The sequence below is a fragment of the Campylobacter concisus ATCC 51562 genome (genome assembly GCF_000466745.1).
GTDB classification, from domain to species: Bacteria; Campylobacterota; Campylobacteria; order Campylobacterales; family Campylobacteraceae; genus Campylobacter_A; species Campylobacter_A concisus_B.
This window is the reverse complement of the sequence record NZ_ANNI01000009.1, coordinates 278,469-295,581: the sequence shown is the minus strand read 5'-3', so window position 1 is coordinate 295,581 and position 17,113 is coordinate 278,469. Positions and strand designations below refer to the sequence as shown.

The 17,113-nt window shown below is 40.3% G+C and carries 13 protein-coding genes; 5 read left to right on the top strand and 8 right to left on the bottom strand.

Going from position 1 to position 17,113, the window contains the following annotated elements; translation table 11 throughout:
* Positions 1–232 precede the first annotated feature (232 nt).
* The gene (locus ATCC51562_RS08490) at positions 233–2,797 is read left to right on the top strand and encodes a pentapeptide repeat-containing protein (RefSeq protein ID WP_021091663.1); all 2,565 of its coding nucleotides are present in this window, start codon (positions 233–235) and stop codon (positions 2,795–2,797) included.
* Between the two features lie 127 nt (positions 2,798–2,924).
* Here ATCC51562_RS08490 and ATCC51562_RS08485 read toward each other — a convergent pair whose 3' ends face one another.
* Together ATCC51562_RS08485 and nifJ are read right to left on the bottom strand one after the other, a co-directional pair.
* A complete protein-coding gene (locus tag ATCC51562_RS08485) occupies positions 2,925–3,431 on the bottom strand; it encodes a DNA-deoxyinosine glycosylase (protein WP_021091775.1) in 507 nt (168 codons plus the stop codon).
* A 134-nt stretch (positions 3,432–3,565) separates the two neighbouring features.
* The gene (gene nifJ / locus ATCC51562_RS08480; RefSeq protein WP_021091860.1) at positions 3,566–7,168 is read right to left on the bottom strand and encodes a pyruvate:ferredoxin (flavodoxin) oxidoreductase; all 3,603 of its coding nucleotides are present in this window, start codon (positions 7,166–7,168) and stop codon (positions 3,566–3,568) included.
* Between the two features lie 167 nt (positions 7,169–7,335).
* Here nifJ and ATCC51562_RS08475 point away from each other — a divergent pair, with 167 nt between their 5' ends.
* From ATCC51562_RS08475 to fldA, 4 genes are all read left to right on the top strand, one after another.
* Complete coding sequence (locus tag ATCC51562_RS08475; protein WP_021091656.1) at positions 7,336–8,499, top strand: sugar transporter; 1,164 nt, start codon at positions 7,336–7,338, stop codon at positions 8,497–8,499.
* Positions 8,500–8,631: 132 nt separating this feature from the next.
* Positions 8,632–8,943: a DUF2325 domain-containing protein gene (locus ATCC51562_RS08470; protein WP_002939277.1), complete on the top strand. Its 312-nt coding sequence runs from the start codon at positions 8,632–8,634 to the stop codon at positions 8,941–8,943.
* A 3-nt stretch (positions 8,944–8,946) separates the two neighbouring features.
* The gene (locus ATCC51562_RS08465) at positions 8,947–9,660 is read left to right on the top strand and encodes a hypothetical protein (protein WP_021091721.1); all 714 of its coding nucleotides are present in this window, start codon (positions 8,947–8,949) and stop codon (positions 9,658–9,660) included.
* A gap of 11 nt (positions 9,661–9,671) precedes the next feature.
* Positions 9,672–10,163, top strand: a complete 492-nt coding sequence (fldA, locus tag ATCC51562_RS08460) for a flavodoxin FldA (RefSeq protein ID WP_021091868.1) — start codon at positions 9,672–9,674, stop codon at positions 10,161–10,163.
* A gap of 33 nt (positions 10,164–10,196) precedes the next feature.
* On the opposite strand, the gene ATCC51562_RS08455 is transcribed toward fldA, so the two are convergent.
* The 6 genes from ATCC51562_RS08455 to ATCC51562_RS08435 all read right to left on the bottom strand — a co-directional run bounded on the left by ATCC51562_RS08455 (position 10,197) and on the right by ATCC51562_RS08435 (position 16,959).
* A complete protein-coding gene (locus ATCC51562_RS08455) occupies positions 10,197–10,934 on the bottom strand; it encodes an amino acid ABC transporter ATP-binding protein (RefSeq protein ID WP_021091833.1) in 738 nt (245 codons plus the stop codon).
* Entirely contained in the window at positions 10,934–11,602 is a 669-nt protein-coding gene (locus tag ATCC51562_RS08450; protein ID WP_021091880.1) for an amino acid ABC transporter permease, read from the bottom strand. The genes ATCC51562_RS08455 and ATCC51562_RS08450 overlap by 1 nt, the downstream gene beginning before the upstream one ends.
* A gap of 23 nt (positions 11,603–11,625) precedes the next feature.
* Complete coding sequence (locus ATCC51562_RS08445; RefSeq protein WP_021091820.1) at positions 11,626–12,378, bottom strand: amino acid ABC transporter substrate-binding protein; 753 nt, start codon at positions 12,376–12,378, stop codon at positions 11,626–11,628.
* 9 nt (positions 12,379–12,387) lie between these two features.
* A complete protein-coding gene (locus ATCC51562_RS08440; RefSeq protein WP_021091722.1) occupies positions 12,388–13,140 on the bottom strand; it encodes an amino acid ABC transporter substrate-binding protein in 753 nt (250 codons plus the stop codon).
* 9 nt (positions 13,141–13,149) lie between these two features.
* Complete coding sequence (locus ATCC51562_RS09910; RefSeq protein ID WP_021091814.1) at positions 13,150–13,281, bottom strand: hypothetical protein; 132 nt, start codon at positions 13,279–13,281, stop codon at positions 13,150–13,152.
* A 225-nt stretch (positions 13,282–13,506) separates the two neighbouring features.
* Complete coding sequence (locus tag ATCC51562_RS08435; RefSeq protein WP_021091635.1) at positions 13,507–16,959, bottom strand: acyl-[ACP]--phospholipid O-acyltransferase; 3,453 nt, start codon at positions 16,957–16,959, stop codon at positions 13,507–13,509.
* Between the last annotated feature and the right edge of the window lie 154 nt (positions 16,960–17,113).

The following is a 17,113-nucleotide window of genomic DNA, read 5'->3' as shown; positions in this document are numbered from 1 at the left end:
TGCGCACCGATGGCTAGAAGTGGAAGTAAAAATAGAAATTTTAGGATTTTTACGGTTTTTCCTGTTTTGTTTGATCTGGGTAATTTTAAAATTTGAAATTAAATTTAAGGTGAAGATGAGGCTAAAATCCGTTGTTTGTTTTTATTTATTTGTAATTAATTTACAAGTTGGTTTTTGATAGTATTTCGCATAACGTAAATTTTTAGCATGTGCATGATAGCGAGGTTTAAAAATGGGTTTAGATATATATAAAATTTTGCAAGCGCCAAAAGAAGAGATTGAGCAAAATGATCTTAAAAGACTTAAAGAGCTTGGAATTATTAGCGAAAATATATATCTTTTTGATACACTAGAGCGGCCCAAAAAACAGTATTGGGTTAAAAAATGCGAATATGACGGTCAATCTTTTTTCATTTTTAATTATTTTTTCTTTAGCTCGGATCCAGGTCTAAAAAATCATATAAATTTAGAAAAATATCTACAAAGCGATGAACCAAATATAATCCTACAAAACTGCCCTGTAGGAAATCAAAAAGATATAAAAAATTTAAGCAAAATCAAGCAAGCTATTATAGTTACCGGCTCTGAATTTCCCAATATCAGCTCTTGCGAATTTGGAAACAAAGTATTTTTACGCGACATCAGCAATAACAGCACGTTTGGCGGATGTGAATTTGTAAAAGAAGTTTACGCAGATGGATATGCGTTTTTTCAGGCATGCACGTTTAACGGCGATTTCATATCCAAAAACGCTAGAGAAGATATAGACTTTACAGGTTGTATTTTTAATAAATCTTTTGAATTGACTACAAGAAATAAATTACAAGATATAAATTGTGAAGGAACGTATTTTAATCAAAAATTTACTATGGATATTAGAGAATTTGATTCTTTAAATTTTTCGCACACCGTTTTTAATTGTGAATTTAAATTGCAATCTGAACAGATTAATGGAAAAGAGGTAAATTTTACCAATGCTAAGTTTAAACAAAAAGTAAGCTTTTATCGAAAAATAGTTGACTGTAGAATATATTTTGAAGAAGCTTGTTTTGAAAGTGACTTAATTTTTACAGAAGCCAAATTTAATGATGTAGTAAATTTAGGTAAAGCAAAATTTAAAGGAAAGGTACAATTTCGTGGAACTAAATTTAACAGAGCGATACTAACGGAAACAACTTTTGAAAATAAAGCCGACTTTTCAAATGTGGTATTCAACGAAAAAGCATATTTTACAAATACTATTTTTAAGGCAAATACAGACTTTAGCTCTGCCACTTTTGCCGATGAGGCACGGTTTTTAAATGCAGACTTTAAAGGCACGGCAATTTTTGAAAATGCCGAATTTAAAGGTAAAGCAGACTTCAAAACAGACAAAAATCTTACTTTTGTAAAAGATGCAAATTTTAAAAATACGATTTTTCTGGATAATGCTTATTTTAATAATAGAGTTTTTGAGGAGTTTGTCGATTTTCACGAGGCTGATTTTAAAAAAGTCGCTTGCTTTTATAGCGTAACTTTTAAAAAACCGGTTAATTTCTCATCAATTATTTTTAATGGCGCTTTAAATTTCGTAAATGCAAAAACGGATTTTACTTACGAAGATCTAAAAGAACTTGTCAAGACTCAAAATGCAACTGATGTAAATACCGATAATATAAAGAATATAAATGATTTTAGGGACGGGTTTAGACTCATGAAACACGCTTTAAACAACAAAGGCAATGCCCTAGACGCAAGCTTGTTTCACCGCCTAGAACTGTACTGCAAAGAACTAGAATTAGAATTTACTCTTGAAAATGCAAAGGATAAAAATAGTGAAAATAGTAAAGAAGTAAAATCTATCGATGAAGTAGAAGCCAAGCCCAAAAGCAAAAGTCGTATCGAGCTCTTTTTAGATTTGATAATGCTAAAATTATATAGAAATACCAGTGATCATCACACAAATTTATTTAAGATAATAAACTTTACTATTCTAACTATTGCCATGTATGGATTATCTTTTTTGTTTCTAGATGATTTTTTGTTGAAAGTAATGATTGATAGTCCTAAAATATTGGTGATATTGTTGCTGCTTATTTTTTTAATTGGACTACTAACATGTTTATTGTATTTTGTAGTGGAGTATAAAATACTGTGGGCAACTGCGTCGATAGGAATTTTTGCATATATCATTTTCATTACACCAGGCTTAGTTAATGCTTTTGACTATTCTATTTATGTTATTGTTTTTATACTTTTATATGTGACATTATATGCTTTATCGTTTTATTTATTTAGATTTAGTTTTGTGCGTTTTATGACATATTTAATTTTTATGGCTATTTTTTTGGATAAACCTGTATTAATAACGCCGTTTATTGGTATTTTTACATCAGAAAAAATAGCTGAAAGCAAATTTGAAGAATACATAATAAAATACAATAATGATGGCTTGGACGATATGCTTCTGGATGCAAATTTTACCAATACAAAAGCAGAACATAAGATCAATTTTATAGTTAAAAATAGAAAAATAATTTTAGAAAGATTGGATAATAGTAGAACAAATACTCCTTTAATTGATTTTGTGAAAAAATACATAAAATATTCAAAGAAACCCATGGATTATAATGCTAGCTGCAAAAATTTACATGAAACCGCTAAAAAATCGTATGAAAAAGCTCTAAATGCTCTAAAATACGATGAAGCAATGCAATCAATACAAAAAAGCGCAAATTTGCTTTATATTTTTATTATGCTACTCGTCATCTACTCTCTTACAAAAACTGCACGTAGAAATTCTTTAGTGCCTAGCTAGTGGCTTATGCCGCCATTTGCGGCAATAAAGCGAACAAGCCTTTTTAAATTTGCTCGCTTCTTAAAATTTTGGAGGCGATTTTATTTTAGATTTTGTCATTTGTGATATAAATTTAGATAGATAAAATTTATCCGTCTTTTAGCGCCTCCGCGACGACTGCCCAATCTTGCACGAGCCTTTCAAAGCCAAAATTTGCGTTTGCGGAGCTAGTAGAGGGTAGTTTGAGGGGCGGTTTGCCCGTTGCGTTTAGAATTTGAGCTTTTAGGTATTTTTCGCAAATTTCGTGGGCTTTGCCGCCGTTTGAAAAAACCTGCGCTATGCGCGCTCCGCTAAAAATCGGCTCTAAATTTGCGGGCTCGACGGCGGTCATTTTGGCATCACTCGAACCCTTTATCTCGCACGAGATAGCAGCGTCGTAGATGGCGATACGGCTGGCAAGTAGAAAATCTATCTTTTCATCCGTGCTTCCTGGCAGCGGAGCGTTTAAAATCCCAGCCAGCACCCGCCAAAAGCGATTTTGCGGATTTGCGTAGTAAAAGCCAAATTTACGAGAAATAACGGAGGGAAAGGAGCCGAGGATTAAAATTTTAGAGTTTTTATCAAAAATCGGTTTAAAAGGATGTCTTTGACTCATTTTGCGCCTTTTAAATTTGCCGCGTTAAATTTAAAATTTTCAAATTTGAAAGCAAATTTAACCGCCCGAACTAGCGGCTAAATTTACAGATATTTTCCCTCGCCCACCAAATTTAGACAAGAGAAATTTGCTCCTTACTCGGTTGCGGTGCCGGCAGAGGTATCCTCGGCGCTTTCAGGCGCGCTAGACTCGATCTCGTCGCTAAAATCAGCCAAGCTTAGGCGTTTTAGCTGACGATAGCGTCTTTGCGCGTCGGCCTTATTTTTAGCCAGCAGCTCGTCCGCGTGCTCAGGGTTGGTTTTCTTAAGCGAGTTGTAGCGAACCTCGTTTAGCAAAAACTCCTCGTAAAGCGACCAGTCGGGCTCTTTTGAGGTCATTTTGAGCGGATTTTTGCCCTCTTTGATTAGGCGCGGATCGTAGACGTAGGTCGGCCAGTAGCCGCACTTGGTCGCTAGCTCGCCTTGACCGCCGGAGTAGGCCATGCCGCCTTTTATACCGTGCGCGATACACGGCGAATACGCTATCACGAGGCTAGGCCCGTCGTAGGCTTCGGCTGCGGCGATGGCTTTTATCGTGTTTGCTTGGCTGGCGTTTGAGTTGATTTGAGCGACGAAGATATTTCCGTAGGTCATCGCGATGTAGCCCAGATCCTTTTTCTGCATCGGCTTGCCGCTAGCAGTAAACTGCGCTATGGAGCCAGCGCGGCTGGATTTTGAGCTTTGACCGCCGGTGTTTGAGTAGACCTCGGTGTCAAGTACGAGCACGTTTACGTTTTCACCGCTAGCTAGCACGTGGTCAAGACCGCCAAAGCCGATGTCGTACGCCCAGCCGTCGCCGCCGATGATCCACTGAGATTTTTTGACGAGGTATCTTTTTAACTCTAAAATTTCTTTTACGCCCTCTACGTCTAAATTTTGCTCCAAAATCGGCATTAAAATTTTAGCTATTTGCGTCGTTTTCTCGCCGTCGTTTTTATGCGCGATCCAGTCGGAGTATAGCGCGGCTAGGGCATTTGGCGCGGCGTCTTTGGTGCGTAGCATCACGTCTTCTATGCGGTGGCGAAGCGTCTCTACCGCGACGTTCATACCCATGCCAAACTCCGCGTTATCCTCAAACAGCGAGTTCGCCCACGCTACGCCCTTGCCCTCTTTGTTCGTCGTATAAGGCGTCGAAGGCGCGCTACCGCCGTAGATCGAGCTACAACCGGTGGCGTTTGCCACGATCATGCGGTCGCCGAATAGTCTTGTGACAAGCCCGATATAAGGCGTCTCGCCGCATCCCGGGCACGCGCCGTGAAACTCAAATAGCGGCTGCGCAAAACCCACGCCCTTGACGCTATCTTTGCTCATCAGATCGTCTTTGTAGGTTACTTTTTTAAACAAATAATCGGCGTTTTCCTGCTCGTGCCACTCCATCTCCTCGGCTAGCGGCACCATGACGAGCGATTTTTCCTTGCTCGGGCAAATTTGAGCGCACAGCTCGCAGCCCGTGCAGTCAAGCGGGCTCACTTGGATTTTGTATTTTAGCCCTTTTACCTCTTTGCCCTTGGCGTCTAGGACGTGATCTTGTACGGTTTGCGGCGCGGCGGCGAGTTCGTTTTCGTCGATTAGAAACGGGCGAATCACCGCGTGCGGGCAGACGAAGGCGCACTGATTGCACTGGATGCAGTTGCCCTCGATCCACTTTGGCACCATTACGCCGATGCCGCGTTTTTCGTATTGCGTGGTGCCTGATTTAAAGTGTCCGTCCTCAAAGCCCACAAACGCTGAAACGGGCAAGCTATCGCCCCTGGCAGCGTTTATAGGTTTAACGATTTTTTCTATAAATTCATCGCCGACGTATTTTTCCTCCGCGCTCGCGTCATCCGTCAAATTTGCCCAGCTAGGGTCGACCGCGACCTTAACCAGCCCGTCTGCGCCCATATCGATAGCCTTGTAGTTCATCTCTACGATCGCTTCGCCTTTTTTGGCGTAGGCTTTGTGCGCGTACTCTTTCATGTATTTTTGCGCGTCGGCAAACGGGATGATGTCTGCAAGTTTAAAAAACGCCGACTGCATGATGGTGTTCGTGCGGTTTTTTAGCCCGATCTCGCGAGCTAGCTTGGTAGCGTTGATGATGTAGAAATTTACCTTTTTAGTGGCTAAAATTTTCTTTACTTTATTCGGCAATTTAGCGACCGTCTGCTCGGCGTCCCAGATCGAGTTTAGCAGGAACGTCCCGCCCTCGCGGATACCGTCTATGACGTCGTAAATTTCAAGATACGCCGCAACCGAGCAGGCTACGAAGTGAGGATTTGAGACGAGGTAGGTCGAGCGGATCGGGTTTTTACCGAAACGCAGGTGCGAGCGCGTGTAGCCGCCGGATTTTTTGCTGTCGTAGGCAAAATACGCCTGCGCGTAAAGCTCGGTTTTATCGCCGATGATTTTGATGGAGTTTTTATTCGCCCCAACGGTACCGTCCGCGCCAAGGCCGTAAAATAGGCACTCTTTCACGCTCTCGTCACTTAGCGAAATTTTCTCGCCGACTTTTAGCGAGGTGAAGGTCACGTCGTCTTCGATACCGACGGTAAAGCCGTTTTTAGGCCCCTCTAAATTTAGATTTTCAAAGACGGCTAGCATCTGAGCCGGATCGACGTCTTTTGAGCTTAGGCCGTAGCGGCCGCCCACGATCACGGGCTGATTTTTGCGTCCGTAAAACGCCGCCTTGACGTCCAGATATAGCGGCTCGCCGAGGCTTCCAGGCTCTTTCGTGCGGTCTAGCACGGCGATCTTTTCTACCGTCTCAGGCATCACGTCAAAGAGGTATTTTAGGCTAAACGGACGATATAGATGCACCTTTAGCACGCCCACCTTTTCGCCCTTTGCGCGTAGGTGATCGACCACTTCTTCTAGAGTTTGCGTTACCGAACCCATCGCGACCACGATGCGCGTAGCGTGCGGATCGCCGTAATAATTAAACGGTCTATAATCGCGTCCCGTGATTTTTGAAATTTCTTTTAGATACTCGGCCACTATATCAGGCACCGCGTCGTAGTAGCGGTTGGCTAGCTCGCGCGTCTGGAAGTAGATGTCGTCGTTTTGAGCCGTGCCGCGAGTCTTCGGACTTTCGGGGCTTAGCGCCTCGTCTCTAAATTTTTGCAGCGCCTCACGGTCAAGAAGCCTATCAAAGTGCGCGTAGTCAAGCACCTCGATCTTTTGTATCTCGTGGCTCGTACGAAATCCGTCGAAAAAGTGCAAAAATGGCACGCGACCCTTGATAGCCGCTAGATGCGCGACACCCGCGATATCCATGACCTCTTGCACGGAGCCGCTTGCTAGCATAGCAAATCCCGTCTGGCGACAGGCATAAATATCCTGATGATCGCCAAAGATAGAAAGCGCCTGGGCCGCGATAGAGCGCGCGCTCACGTGGATGACGCCGGGTAGTAGCTGGCCTGCGATTTTGTACATATTCGGGATTTTTAGCAAAAGCCCTTGCGAAGCCGTGTATGTCGTAGTTAGCGCGCCTACTTGCAGCGAGCCGTGCACGGTACCCGCGGCTCCACCTTCGCTTTGCATTTCGACGACTTTAACTGGCATGCCGAATAGATTTTTCTTGCCCTGAGCCGCCCACATATCGGTGTAATCAGCCATCGGCGAGCTAGGGGTGATCGGGTAGATGCCCGCAACCTCCGTAAATGCGTAAGCCGCGTGCGCCGCAGCCTCGTTTCCGTCCATAGTTTTCATTATTTTAGCCATTTTTCCGCCTTAAATTTTCTTACGATTTTTAAAAATCTTTTATTATAGAGCTAGTTTCCAAAATCTACTATTAATCTATGTCATTAATAAATTCTGAGAATTTTGCCTTTTAAATTACCAACTTTAAGCAAAATTCCATTACCGTAATGAAAAAATAAGGATAAAATTTGATAAGTGTTCATAGGATAGCCTATTTAAGGGTTATAGCTCTTGCTTTTTGTGCTTTTATATTTAACACTACTGAGTTTGTTCCAGTGCCACTTTTAAGTGATATTGCAAAAGATTTTGATATGAGCACGGCTGATACCGGTCTTATCATCACGATTTATGCGTGGAGCGTCACTATACTCTCTTTACCGCTTATGCTTTTAACTGCAAATTTAGAACGAAGATCTCTTCTTTTAAAAGTTTTTATCGTATTTGTTGTAGCTCATACGCTTTGTGCCTTTGCTTGGAATTTTAAAATTTTAACTATTGCTCGGTTGATGATAGCTATTGCCCATGCCATTTTTTGGGCTATCACTGCTTCACTTGCTGTTAGGTTAGCACCGATAAATAAAAGCTCGCAAGCTCTTGGATTACTAGCTCTTGGCACATCGCTAGCGATGATACTTGGTCTGCCACTTGGAAGAATTTTAGGTGATGCGCTTGGTTGGCGTGTGACCTTTGGGCTGATCGGAATTTTTGCTGTTGGTGTTGGAGCTTGGCTATATAAAATTTTGCCACTTCTGCCAAGTAAGAACTCAGGCTCGCTTAAAAGCTTGCCTAAGCTTGCAAGAAATGGCCTTTTAATGGTCGTATTTTTACTAACTGCAATTATCATAAGCGCGCATTTTAGCACCTATAGCTACATTGAGCCATTTGCAAAAGATATCAGTGGCTTTGATGGAAAATTTATCACAATATTCTTGCTTATATTTGGCGTTGCTGGTGTAGTTGCAAGCCTGCTTTTCTCTAAATTTTATAAGCTTATTCCAAATGCATTTTCTGCAATTTCTATCATGCTTATTTTATATTGCTTGCTTGTGTTAAATTTTATTGCTAAAAATGAAGTTTTAATGCTAGTCTTGGCCTTTATTTGGGGGCTTGGCATAGCTGGTGTAAATATGAGTTTTCAAATAAAAGTGCTAAATTTAGCCTCAAATGCAACTGATGCTGCAATGGCGATATTTTCGGCTATTTATAACATAGGCATCGGAGCAGGGGCGCTAATAGGGCATCAAACGATAGTTCATTTAGGCGAGCAAAATATCGGCAATGTCGGTAGTTTTTTTGCCACAAGCGGACTTATCATATTTTTGTTTGCGGTATCTAAGATTAAAAGAGTTTAGATGTTTAAATGTCTAAGTAAAACGTTACAAATTTCTACATATAAGTGATAATAAGTATCATAACTAAGAAAAATTTTAGTTAAGCTTCCTTATAATCATTATCAGAAAATGAATAAATTTTAGGAGCTTATTATGTCAGTTTTAGTTATCGGTGCAGATGAGATAACGCCTATCAAGGCAGTTTTACATGATTTGGGAGCTGAGAAGATAGAACACTGGGATGCTAGAAATGAAAACCGTGTAAATCGCAAGCCAATCCCTCAAGATACCGAGTGCGTGGTGATGCTAACTAGTTTTTTAAACCACAACACTATGAAGACTATTAAAACTCAAGCAAAAAAGAGAAATATTCCAATTGTTTGTGCAAAAAGAAGCGTTAGCTGCGTATTTTGCGAGTACTGCAAGGTCTTTGGGCTAGATAAGGAATTTGGATGCAAAGAATAATCAATGAGATTCGGGCTTTTATCAGATATTGGCGAAATAACTCCAAATATTTTTGCAAAGCTTGATAGGCTTTCACGTGCAAAAATTTTTATTGCACTTTATAATTCTGGCGTAGAAAGTGAGCTAAAAATACCACTTTCTTACGCTAAATTTCTAAATTTCAAAGAAATTTTTGAAGCTAGGATAAATTTCCTACTTCGTGAGAAATGTCTAAATTTTAAGCCAGCAGATCACTTTTGTATTTCATCAAATATCATCATAAATGCTTATTTAAAAGGCGACTTTTCAAAGATAAAATTTATAGCAAAAGAGCCGAAAATGGCGGCTGCAAAGATGATAAAAATGCTTTACGCAAGTGGAAAATTTGAGTTTTGTATCGATGCGGCACAGATGTTTTGTCAATTTGTTTATGATAAAATACGCCTCCGCCATCAAGATAAAGAGGTCATGCTAAATAGCGGTGTCATTTCGGTCAAAAAAGATGGTAAAAATTTGCTCAGTGTCATGCCAAGCTTTAAAAAAGTGAGCTTTGATGATATGAGAAATTTAAACGACGATATAGATAGAGCTGTCGGTGTGCTTGGTCACGAGTGTGAGATGGTTTATATCGTTTTTCCTAGAAATGAGGAATTTAGGCGACACGTTGAGGTTAGGCACTGTTATGCGAGAGGTTTGATCAAGCTTGTGCCTTATACGATTATTAGTAAAATTTTTTAAAAAGGATAAAAATGATAGGTATAGTTTATGGAAGCAGCATGGGAAATACCGAAGATGCAGCAAAACTTATAAGTGAGGGTCTAGGCCTTGAAAATGAGCTTTTAAACGTTGCCGATGTAGACGCAGCAAAACTAAATAGCTTTGATAAGCTCATCCTTGGTACATCAACCTGGGGTAGTGGCGATCTTCAAGATGACTGGGATGCGTTTGACTTTAAAGCGCTAAATCTAAGCGGAAAAACAGTCGCTGTTTTTGGCATGGGTGATAGCGAGAGCTACTCTGATGAGTACTGTAATGGCATGGCAAAGCTTTATGATGAGGTCGTAAAAGCTGGCGCAAAGGTAGTTGGTGAGGTTAGCACTGACGGATATACATTTGATGGCTCTGATGCCGTAAAAAATGGAAAATTTGTAGGTTTAGCGCTTGACGCTGACAATCAAAGCGACAAAACTGAGGGTAGAATTTCAGCTTGGATCGAGCAGATAAAACCTTACTTTGCTTAATGTAATTTTAGCTAGATTTTCTAGCTAAAATTTTCATATATCCATAGCCGAGATAAAGCTTTTTATTCTTTCGTTTTGGCTATTGAAAAACTCATCTACCAAGCCATCAAATGCGATCACGCCTTTATCTAAAAATAAAATTCTATCAGCTATCTTTCTAGCAAAATTCATATTATGAGTGACAATGATCATAGACTTTTTCTCTTTTGCAAGAGATAAGATGACCTTTAAAACTTCAGCCTCAAGCTCTGGATCAAGAGCACTTGTAGGCTCGTCAAGTAGTAGAAAGTATGGATTTACAGCTAGGGCTCTAGCGATGGCTACACGCTGTGCTTGACCGCCAGAGAGCCTATTTGGATAGGTATCTTCTTTGTGACTAAGCCCTACTTTGGCTAAAAGCTCTTTTGCCTCTTTTATCGCTTCGTTTTTATCTTTTTTTTGAACGTAGATCGGAGCTTCAGTGACATTTTGAAGCGCTGTTAGGTGCGGGAAGAGGTTGAAATTTTGAAAGACCATGCCTGTTTTTTTACGAATTTCTAAAAGCTTTTTTGAGCTAAGCTTCTCTTTAAAATTTACAGCTCTATCATCTATCTCTAAAATGCCACTTTGTGGGATCTCAAGTAAATTTATGCATCTAAGAAGCGTTGATTTGCCACAACCAGATGAGCCAACTATCACGGTCGTTTGTCCTTCTTTGAAGCTTGTGTTTATGTTATCTAGCACCAAATGATCGCCGTAAGATTTGCTTATATTTTTAAAATTTATAGCCATTAGACATACCTTGAGACAGCTTTTTCAAGCCTTGATTGAAGATAGGTTAAGAGTGTACAAACCACCAGGTAGATGAGCGCTGCTAGGATGTAGAGGATGAGTGGCTCAAAGGTCCTTGCTGCGATCCTTTGAGCAATCATAAACATATCTACCATCGTTATAGAAGCTGCTAGTGAAGTGTCCTTAACAAGGCCTATAAATGTGTTAGAAAGCGGTGGGAGTGAGATCCTCACTGCTTGAGGTGCGATGATACGCTTTAAAATTTGATAGTGCGTCATGCCAAGCGATGTTGCAGCCTCCCACTGGCCTTTTGGTACAGAAAGTATGGCAGCCCTTACAGATTCAGACGCATAAGCACCCACGTTTAGACTAAATGCTATAGTCGCCGCGCTCCAAGTATCAAGCGTGACGCCAATGCTAGGAAGCCCATAAAATACTATAAAAAGCTGCACAAGAAGCGGTGTGCCGCGAAATATCCAAACGTAGGTGGCAAATATAAATTTTAAAATTTTTATATTTGAAAGCCTCGCTACTGCTGTGATAATGGCGATGACAAGCCCTAGCGAAAACGAGAGCAATGTAAGCGGGATCGTCACCTTTAAAAGTGCGATGATCATCGGTAGCGTCGAGCTTGAAACAAGCTCGATCACTCTATCTAAATTTTCCATTTTTGCCTTATTGGTTTATAAATTTATTTTGAGACGTCTTTGCCAAAGTAGCTTTTTGAGATAGCTTCTAGTTTGCCCTCTTTTGAAAGTTCATTTAGAGCATTTGAAATTTGCTCTGCAAGCTCGGCGTTGTCCTTTTTAACAGCTGCTGCTGTGTAGTCTTTCTCATCAAGTGAGGCAGCTATCTTTACAGGTGCGTTTGGACGCTCTTTTATGAAGTCGTAAAATACGATGTTATCTCTTACAACAGCATCTACACGCCTTGATATAAGAAGCTCCATACTTTTAGCAAAACTATCTGTTACGACGTGTTCAGCGCCATATTTTACGGCGACTTTCGCCCAGTTGCTCGTAGCTGAGTCGGCATTTCTTTTGCCTTTTAGGTCGGTAAAGCTTTTTATGTCGTTATTATCTTTTCTAGTGATGATAGCGCCAAATGTCACAGTATAAGGCACTGAAAAAGCATACTTTTTCTTTCTCTCGTCAGTTATACTTACTTGATTAAATACAACATCGGCCTTACCAGCGTCAAATGCAGCAAGCATCGCATCCCAAGGGGCTGTTAGAAACTCAACTTTTAAATTTAGCTTTTGCGCTACCGCTCTTGCGATATCTACATCGTATCCCACTAGCTCATTTTTATCATTATAAAATGTAAAAGGCGCGTAAGTACCTTCAGTTGCTACTGTTAGCACGCCATCTTTTATAGTTTTTGCTTGTAAATTTAGAGCCATCGCAAGCACGGCTACTACTTTTAATAAATTTGTAAATTTCATTTTGATCCTTTATTTTGAAATATCTTTTCCAAAATATTTCATCGAAATTTCGCTTATCTTACCCTCGGCTTTTAGTTCATCAAGCGCTTTGTTTATCGCTTCTAGTAGCTCAGTGTTGCCTTTTTTAACGATTGCAGCTGTTGGCATCGGCTCGTTGCTTGTGTATGCGATTTTTAGTGGCGCACTTGGGCGTTGTTTGATGTAGTCATAAAAAGTGACGTTATCGTTTATCGTATCATCAGCTCTTTTTGAGATGATAAGCTCCACGCCTTTGCTAAAGCCATCAGCTACGACCACTGTTGCGCCATTTTTCTCGGCTATCGCTGCCCAGTTGCTAGTCGCAGAGTGCACGCTCTTTTTGCCTTTTAGATCAGCAAAACTTTTGATGTCGTTATTGTCTTTATGCACGACAATTACCGGATATGGCATAGTGTAAGACACGCTCATACCATACTTTTTCTTTCTATCCTCGTTTATACTTACTTGGTTAAACACAACATCAGCTTTACCAGCATCAAATGCAGCTAGCATCGCATCCCAAGGAGCTGTTAGAAACTCAACTTTTAAATTTAGTTTTTGCGCTACGGCTCTTGCAATATCTACGTCATATCCTACTAGCTCGCCCTTTTCATCGTAAAATGAGTAAGGTGAGTAAGTGCCTTCAGTTGCGACGATAAGTTCGCCTTTTTTGATAGTTGAAGCATTTAAATTTAAAGCTAAAAAAGCACCTGCGATCAAGCCAAAAATGGGCTTAAAATTCATTGATTCTCCTTATTTAGAAATATCTTTGTCGAAGTATTTAAGCGAAATTTCGCTTAAAGCCCCTTCTTTGTTAAGCTTATTTAGGGCAAAATTTATCTTAATTAGCAGCTCTTTGTTACTTTTTTCTACGTTATAGCCCATTTATTCGCTATTTGTATGGCGTCATCTTTTATGATCTGCCAGTAAAATTTTATAAAGGCAGAATTTAGCAAACAATCGCATGAATTGCACCAAATTTAAAAAGCAATAGAAATTTTTATACAAAACTCTTTGCAAAAAATTTTTAAGATTTATGCAAATGTCAGTCGCAACTACGATCTGACCAGTATTTTGGCGCATTTTATCACGAAAAAAGAGGGCGGTGCCTCACTCCGCTAGAAGTGAGACTGCTAGAGCTTTTACGCCCTTAAAATCAACCTTGCCGCTTGCAAGCGTTGGAATATCATCAACGATGAAGATATAGCTTGGCATCATTATAGGAGCTAGGCTGCTCTCTTTTAAAATTTGCTCGATATTTTCAGGATCTGTGCCACTTTTTACTAAAAGTGCGATCGCTTCGCCCTTTTTGCTATCTGGCACGTTTGCGCTGCTGAAGACGACGTCGCTTCCAAGCACCTTTGCAAGCTCTTCTTCGACGCTTCCAAGGCTTATCATCTCGCCGCCTATTTTGGCAAATCTCGAATACCTATCGACGATAAATACAAAGCCGTTTTCGTCTATGTGGCCTTTGTCGCCAGTTTTATAGTATCTTACGCCATCAATATGCGTGATGACCTCGCTTGTTTTGGCTTCGTCGTTTAGATAGCCCTTCATCACCTGCGAGCCGCCGATCACTATTAGCCCGTCTGTGCCAGTTTCTAGCTCTTCAAGAGTCTCAGGGTCGATTATTTTTATGATAGTGCCAGGTAGTGGCATGCCAACACTGCCAGGTCTATTAAATGTAAGCTCTTTTAGACTCTCTTTTTCTAGGATATTTGGCATATTTACAGCAGCTACTGGCGCCGTTTCGGTCGCGCCATAGCCTTCATAAATTTCTATGCCAAATTTGAGCCTAAACTCGTCTTTTATCTCAGGTTTTAGCTTTTCAGCCCCAGCTACGACCATTCTGGCACTTTGAAACATCAGTGGATGAAGCTTTTTGTTTCTGGTGTAGAGCCTAAAAAATGTCGAGGTACCAAAGATGATGCTAGCGCTGTGTCTTGCGGCCATTTTGCCGATAGTCGCTCCATCTGTTGGGTCAGGCACGCTTACCATTTTTACGCCCTCGCAAAGTGGCATGAGTGTGGTGACTGTTAGCCCAAATGAGTGAAAAACAGGGAGTGAGTTTAAGATCACGTCATCTTTTTTGAAATTTAGAAGTTCGCTTATTTGCTTAATATTTGCAAGTAAATTTTTGTGGCTTAGCTCGATACCTTTTGGCTCGCCTTCGCTGCCGCTACTAAATAAAATGGTAGCCGTATCCTCTAAGCTTACACGCTTAAAATAGCAAAGCTTGATGAGCCAAACTGGGGCAAAAAATGCAGTTAAAAGCGCTAAAAATTTCTCTTTTTTTGAGACGCTGGCTGAGAGATCTTCTGCAAATTTAGCCTTGCCACTCATCGCATCTTTTAGATCAAAGCCTTTAAGCGCTAGTTTTTCAAGAAATTTGCTAGAGGTGATGACTGTGTTTATATCTGCCTTTCTTAGAGCGTGATTCAGCGAGGTAACATTAAGCGTGTAGTTTAAATTTACGCTCACTTTGCCCATGGCAAGAAGCGCCATGTTGACGATAGCTGCGATGCTTGAGCTAGGTAACAAGATGCCTATATTTTTCTCATCTTTTAGCTCACGTTTAAAAATTTTGATAAATACTAAAACAGCTGTTATAAATTTCAAGTTGCTTAAATTTAGCCCAGTGCTGTCGCTCACGCACTCTTTAAATTTATCCTCTTTTGCGTTATTTAGCCATTCGCTTGTTAGTGGTTTTTGCCTTGAGATAAAGCTCTCCCACGATGAAAAGCTAAGCTCAAGCACCTTTTGCTTCATCTTTGCAGCGTTTATAAATGTGGTTATCGGCTTACCAAAGGCGACGATGATGTCGCGTCTGCCGTTTTTAGAAGTGAGATCTTTATAAAATTTACTAGCCCTTGAAAAGCTAGATCCCCAAAGGCCGCGAAGATAAAATGGCACGATGCAAATTTCTTCTAGATCTCTGATGATAAGCTCAAAGCCCTTTTGAAACTCGTTTATCTGGCCGTTGTAGCTGATGTGACCCTCTGGGAAAAGTGCGACTACTTCGCCATTTTTTAGGCACTCTCTAACTAGTTCGATCGACTCTTTGCTCGCCCCTGCGCCTATTGGGATCACTTTAAAAAATTTAAAAATTTGCTTTAGATACCATTTGTTATAGATCGTTCTATACATGACAAATCTTATGCCCCTTGGGCTTGCAGCTTGAAGCACGAGCCAGTCGATCCAGCTGATGTGATTACCAAGAAGTAGCGCGCCGCCACTTTGTGGTAAATTTTGAAGCCCCTCAACGAAAAATCGGTACTTTGTCTTTAAAAATGGCAGTAAAAGTAGCCTTGTGAAAAGATGTGGAAGCTGCAAAATAGCGTAAAAACTGCCTATTAGGCAAACAAGCGCTGTAAAGACAAAGAGTCCAGTGGTTGAAATTTCAAAATATACTAAGCCTATGCCAATGGCTAGAAATAGCAGCATTGAGACGTTTTGCAAGAAGTTGTTTGCCGCCATTATCTTGCCGGTGCTCTTTTGTGGGGCGAAGTACTGGATCATCGCATTTAGCGGCACTATAAATATGCCTCCAAAAAAGCCAAATGCAAATGAGCTAATGCTAACTACGCCGATGCTTGAGCCAAATGCGAAAAATAAAAGCGAGAAAAATATACCGATAGCGCCCATCGGCACGATGCCAAGCTCGATGTGAAGCTTTGACATAGAGCCAGTCACGTATGAGCCAAATGTGATGCCTATGGCGCTTGCTGCGAGGATCGCTTGCACCGCTAGCGAGCTGTCGTCGTTAAAAACGGCTTTGTAATGAGCTGGGAAAGCTGCGATGATGATCTGAGAAATTCCCCAAAATATGCTAAGCCCAGCGATACTTAGCCAGATATTTTTATCTGACATTACTTCTTTTAAATTTTCTCTTAAATAGCCAAGGCGAATATATTTTTTAATATCAAAATTTTCGCCTGTTTCGTCTTTTTCATCGATGCAAGGTAACTTATAAGCAAAGTATGCTTCAAGTGTGCTAAATACAATTAAAAAGATACCGATAGGATAGACGCTTTTTAAAATTTCTTCTGAGTTTTCACCTTGAATGTATAAATTTTCAAATATAAATGAAAATAAAAATGAGCTAAAAAGTATCGCAACGATGGTAAGCGCTTGAATGATGCCATTTGCTGTGCCAAGGCGCTCAGGGCCGACTAGGGCTTTGATGATGCCATATTTTGCTGGTGAGTAGATAGCACTTTGGGCGGCTAGTATGAGTGTTAAAGCAAAGGCTACGCCAAAAGCGCCTGCAAGATAGCTAAAAAGCACCGCGACACTGATAATAACGCCAAAAATGGCACAAATTCTTATGACTTTTGTCTTTGAGAATTTATCATTTATAAAGCTTGAGGGCGAAAATAAAAATATAAATGGCAGCAAGATCATTGCGTTTATGACGGCTGTTAGGATAAAAAGTATGTCGCCATCGTATGTTTTTAAAAGAACATTTTGTATGGTGATTTTGTGTGCTAGATCAACGCTTGCATTTAAAAATGCGATCGCAAGGTAGGGCAAAAAGCCAGCAACTTTTAATAAACTCATCATAGAAAGACCTTTGTGATTTTAAAAATTTTGTAAATCTAACAGCAAAATATTTAAAATATTATTAATAAAAAACTCTACATTAAATTTAGTAATAAAAATTTTTAAGAAATTTAAATTTTATATGCTTTTGGATAAAATCACACAATCTAAAAAA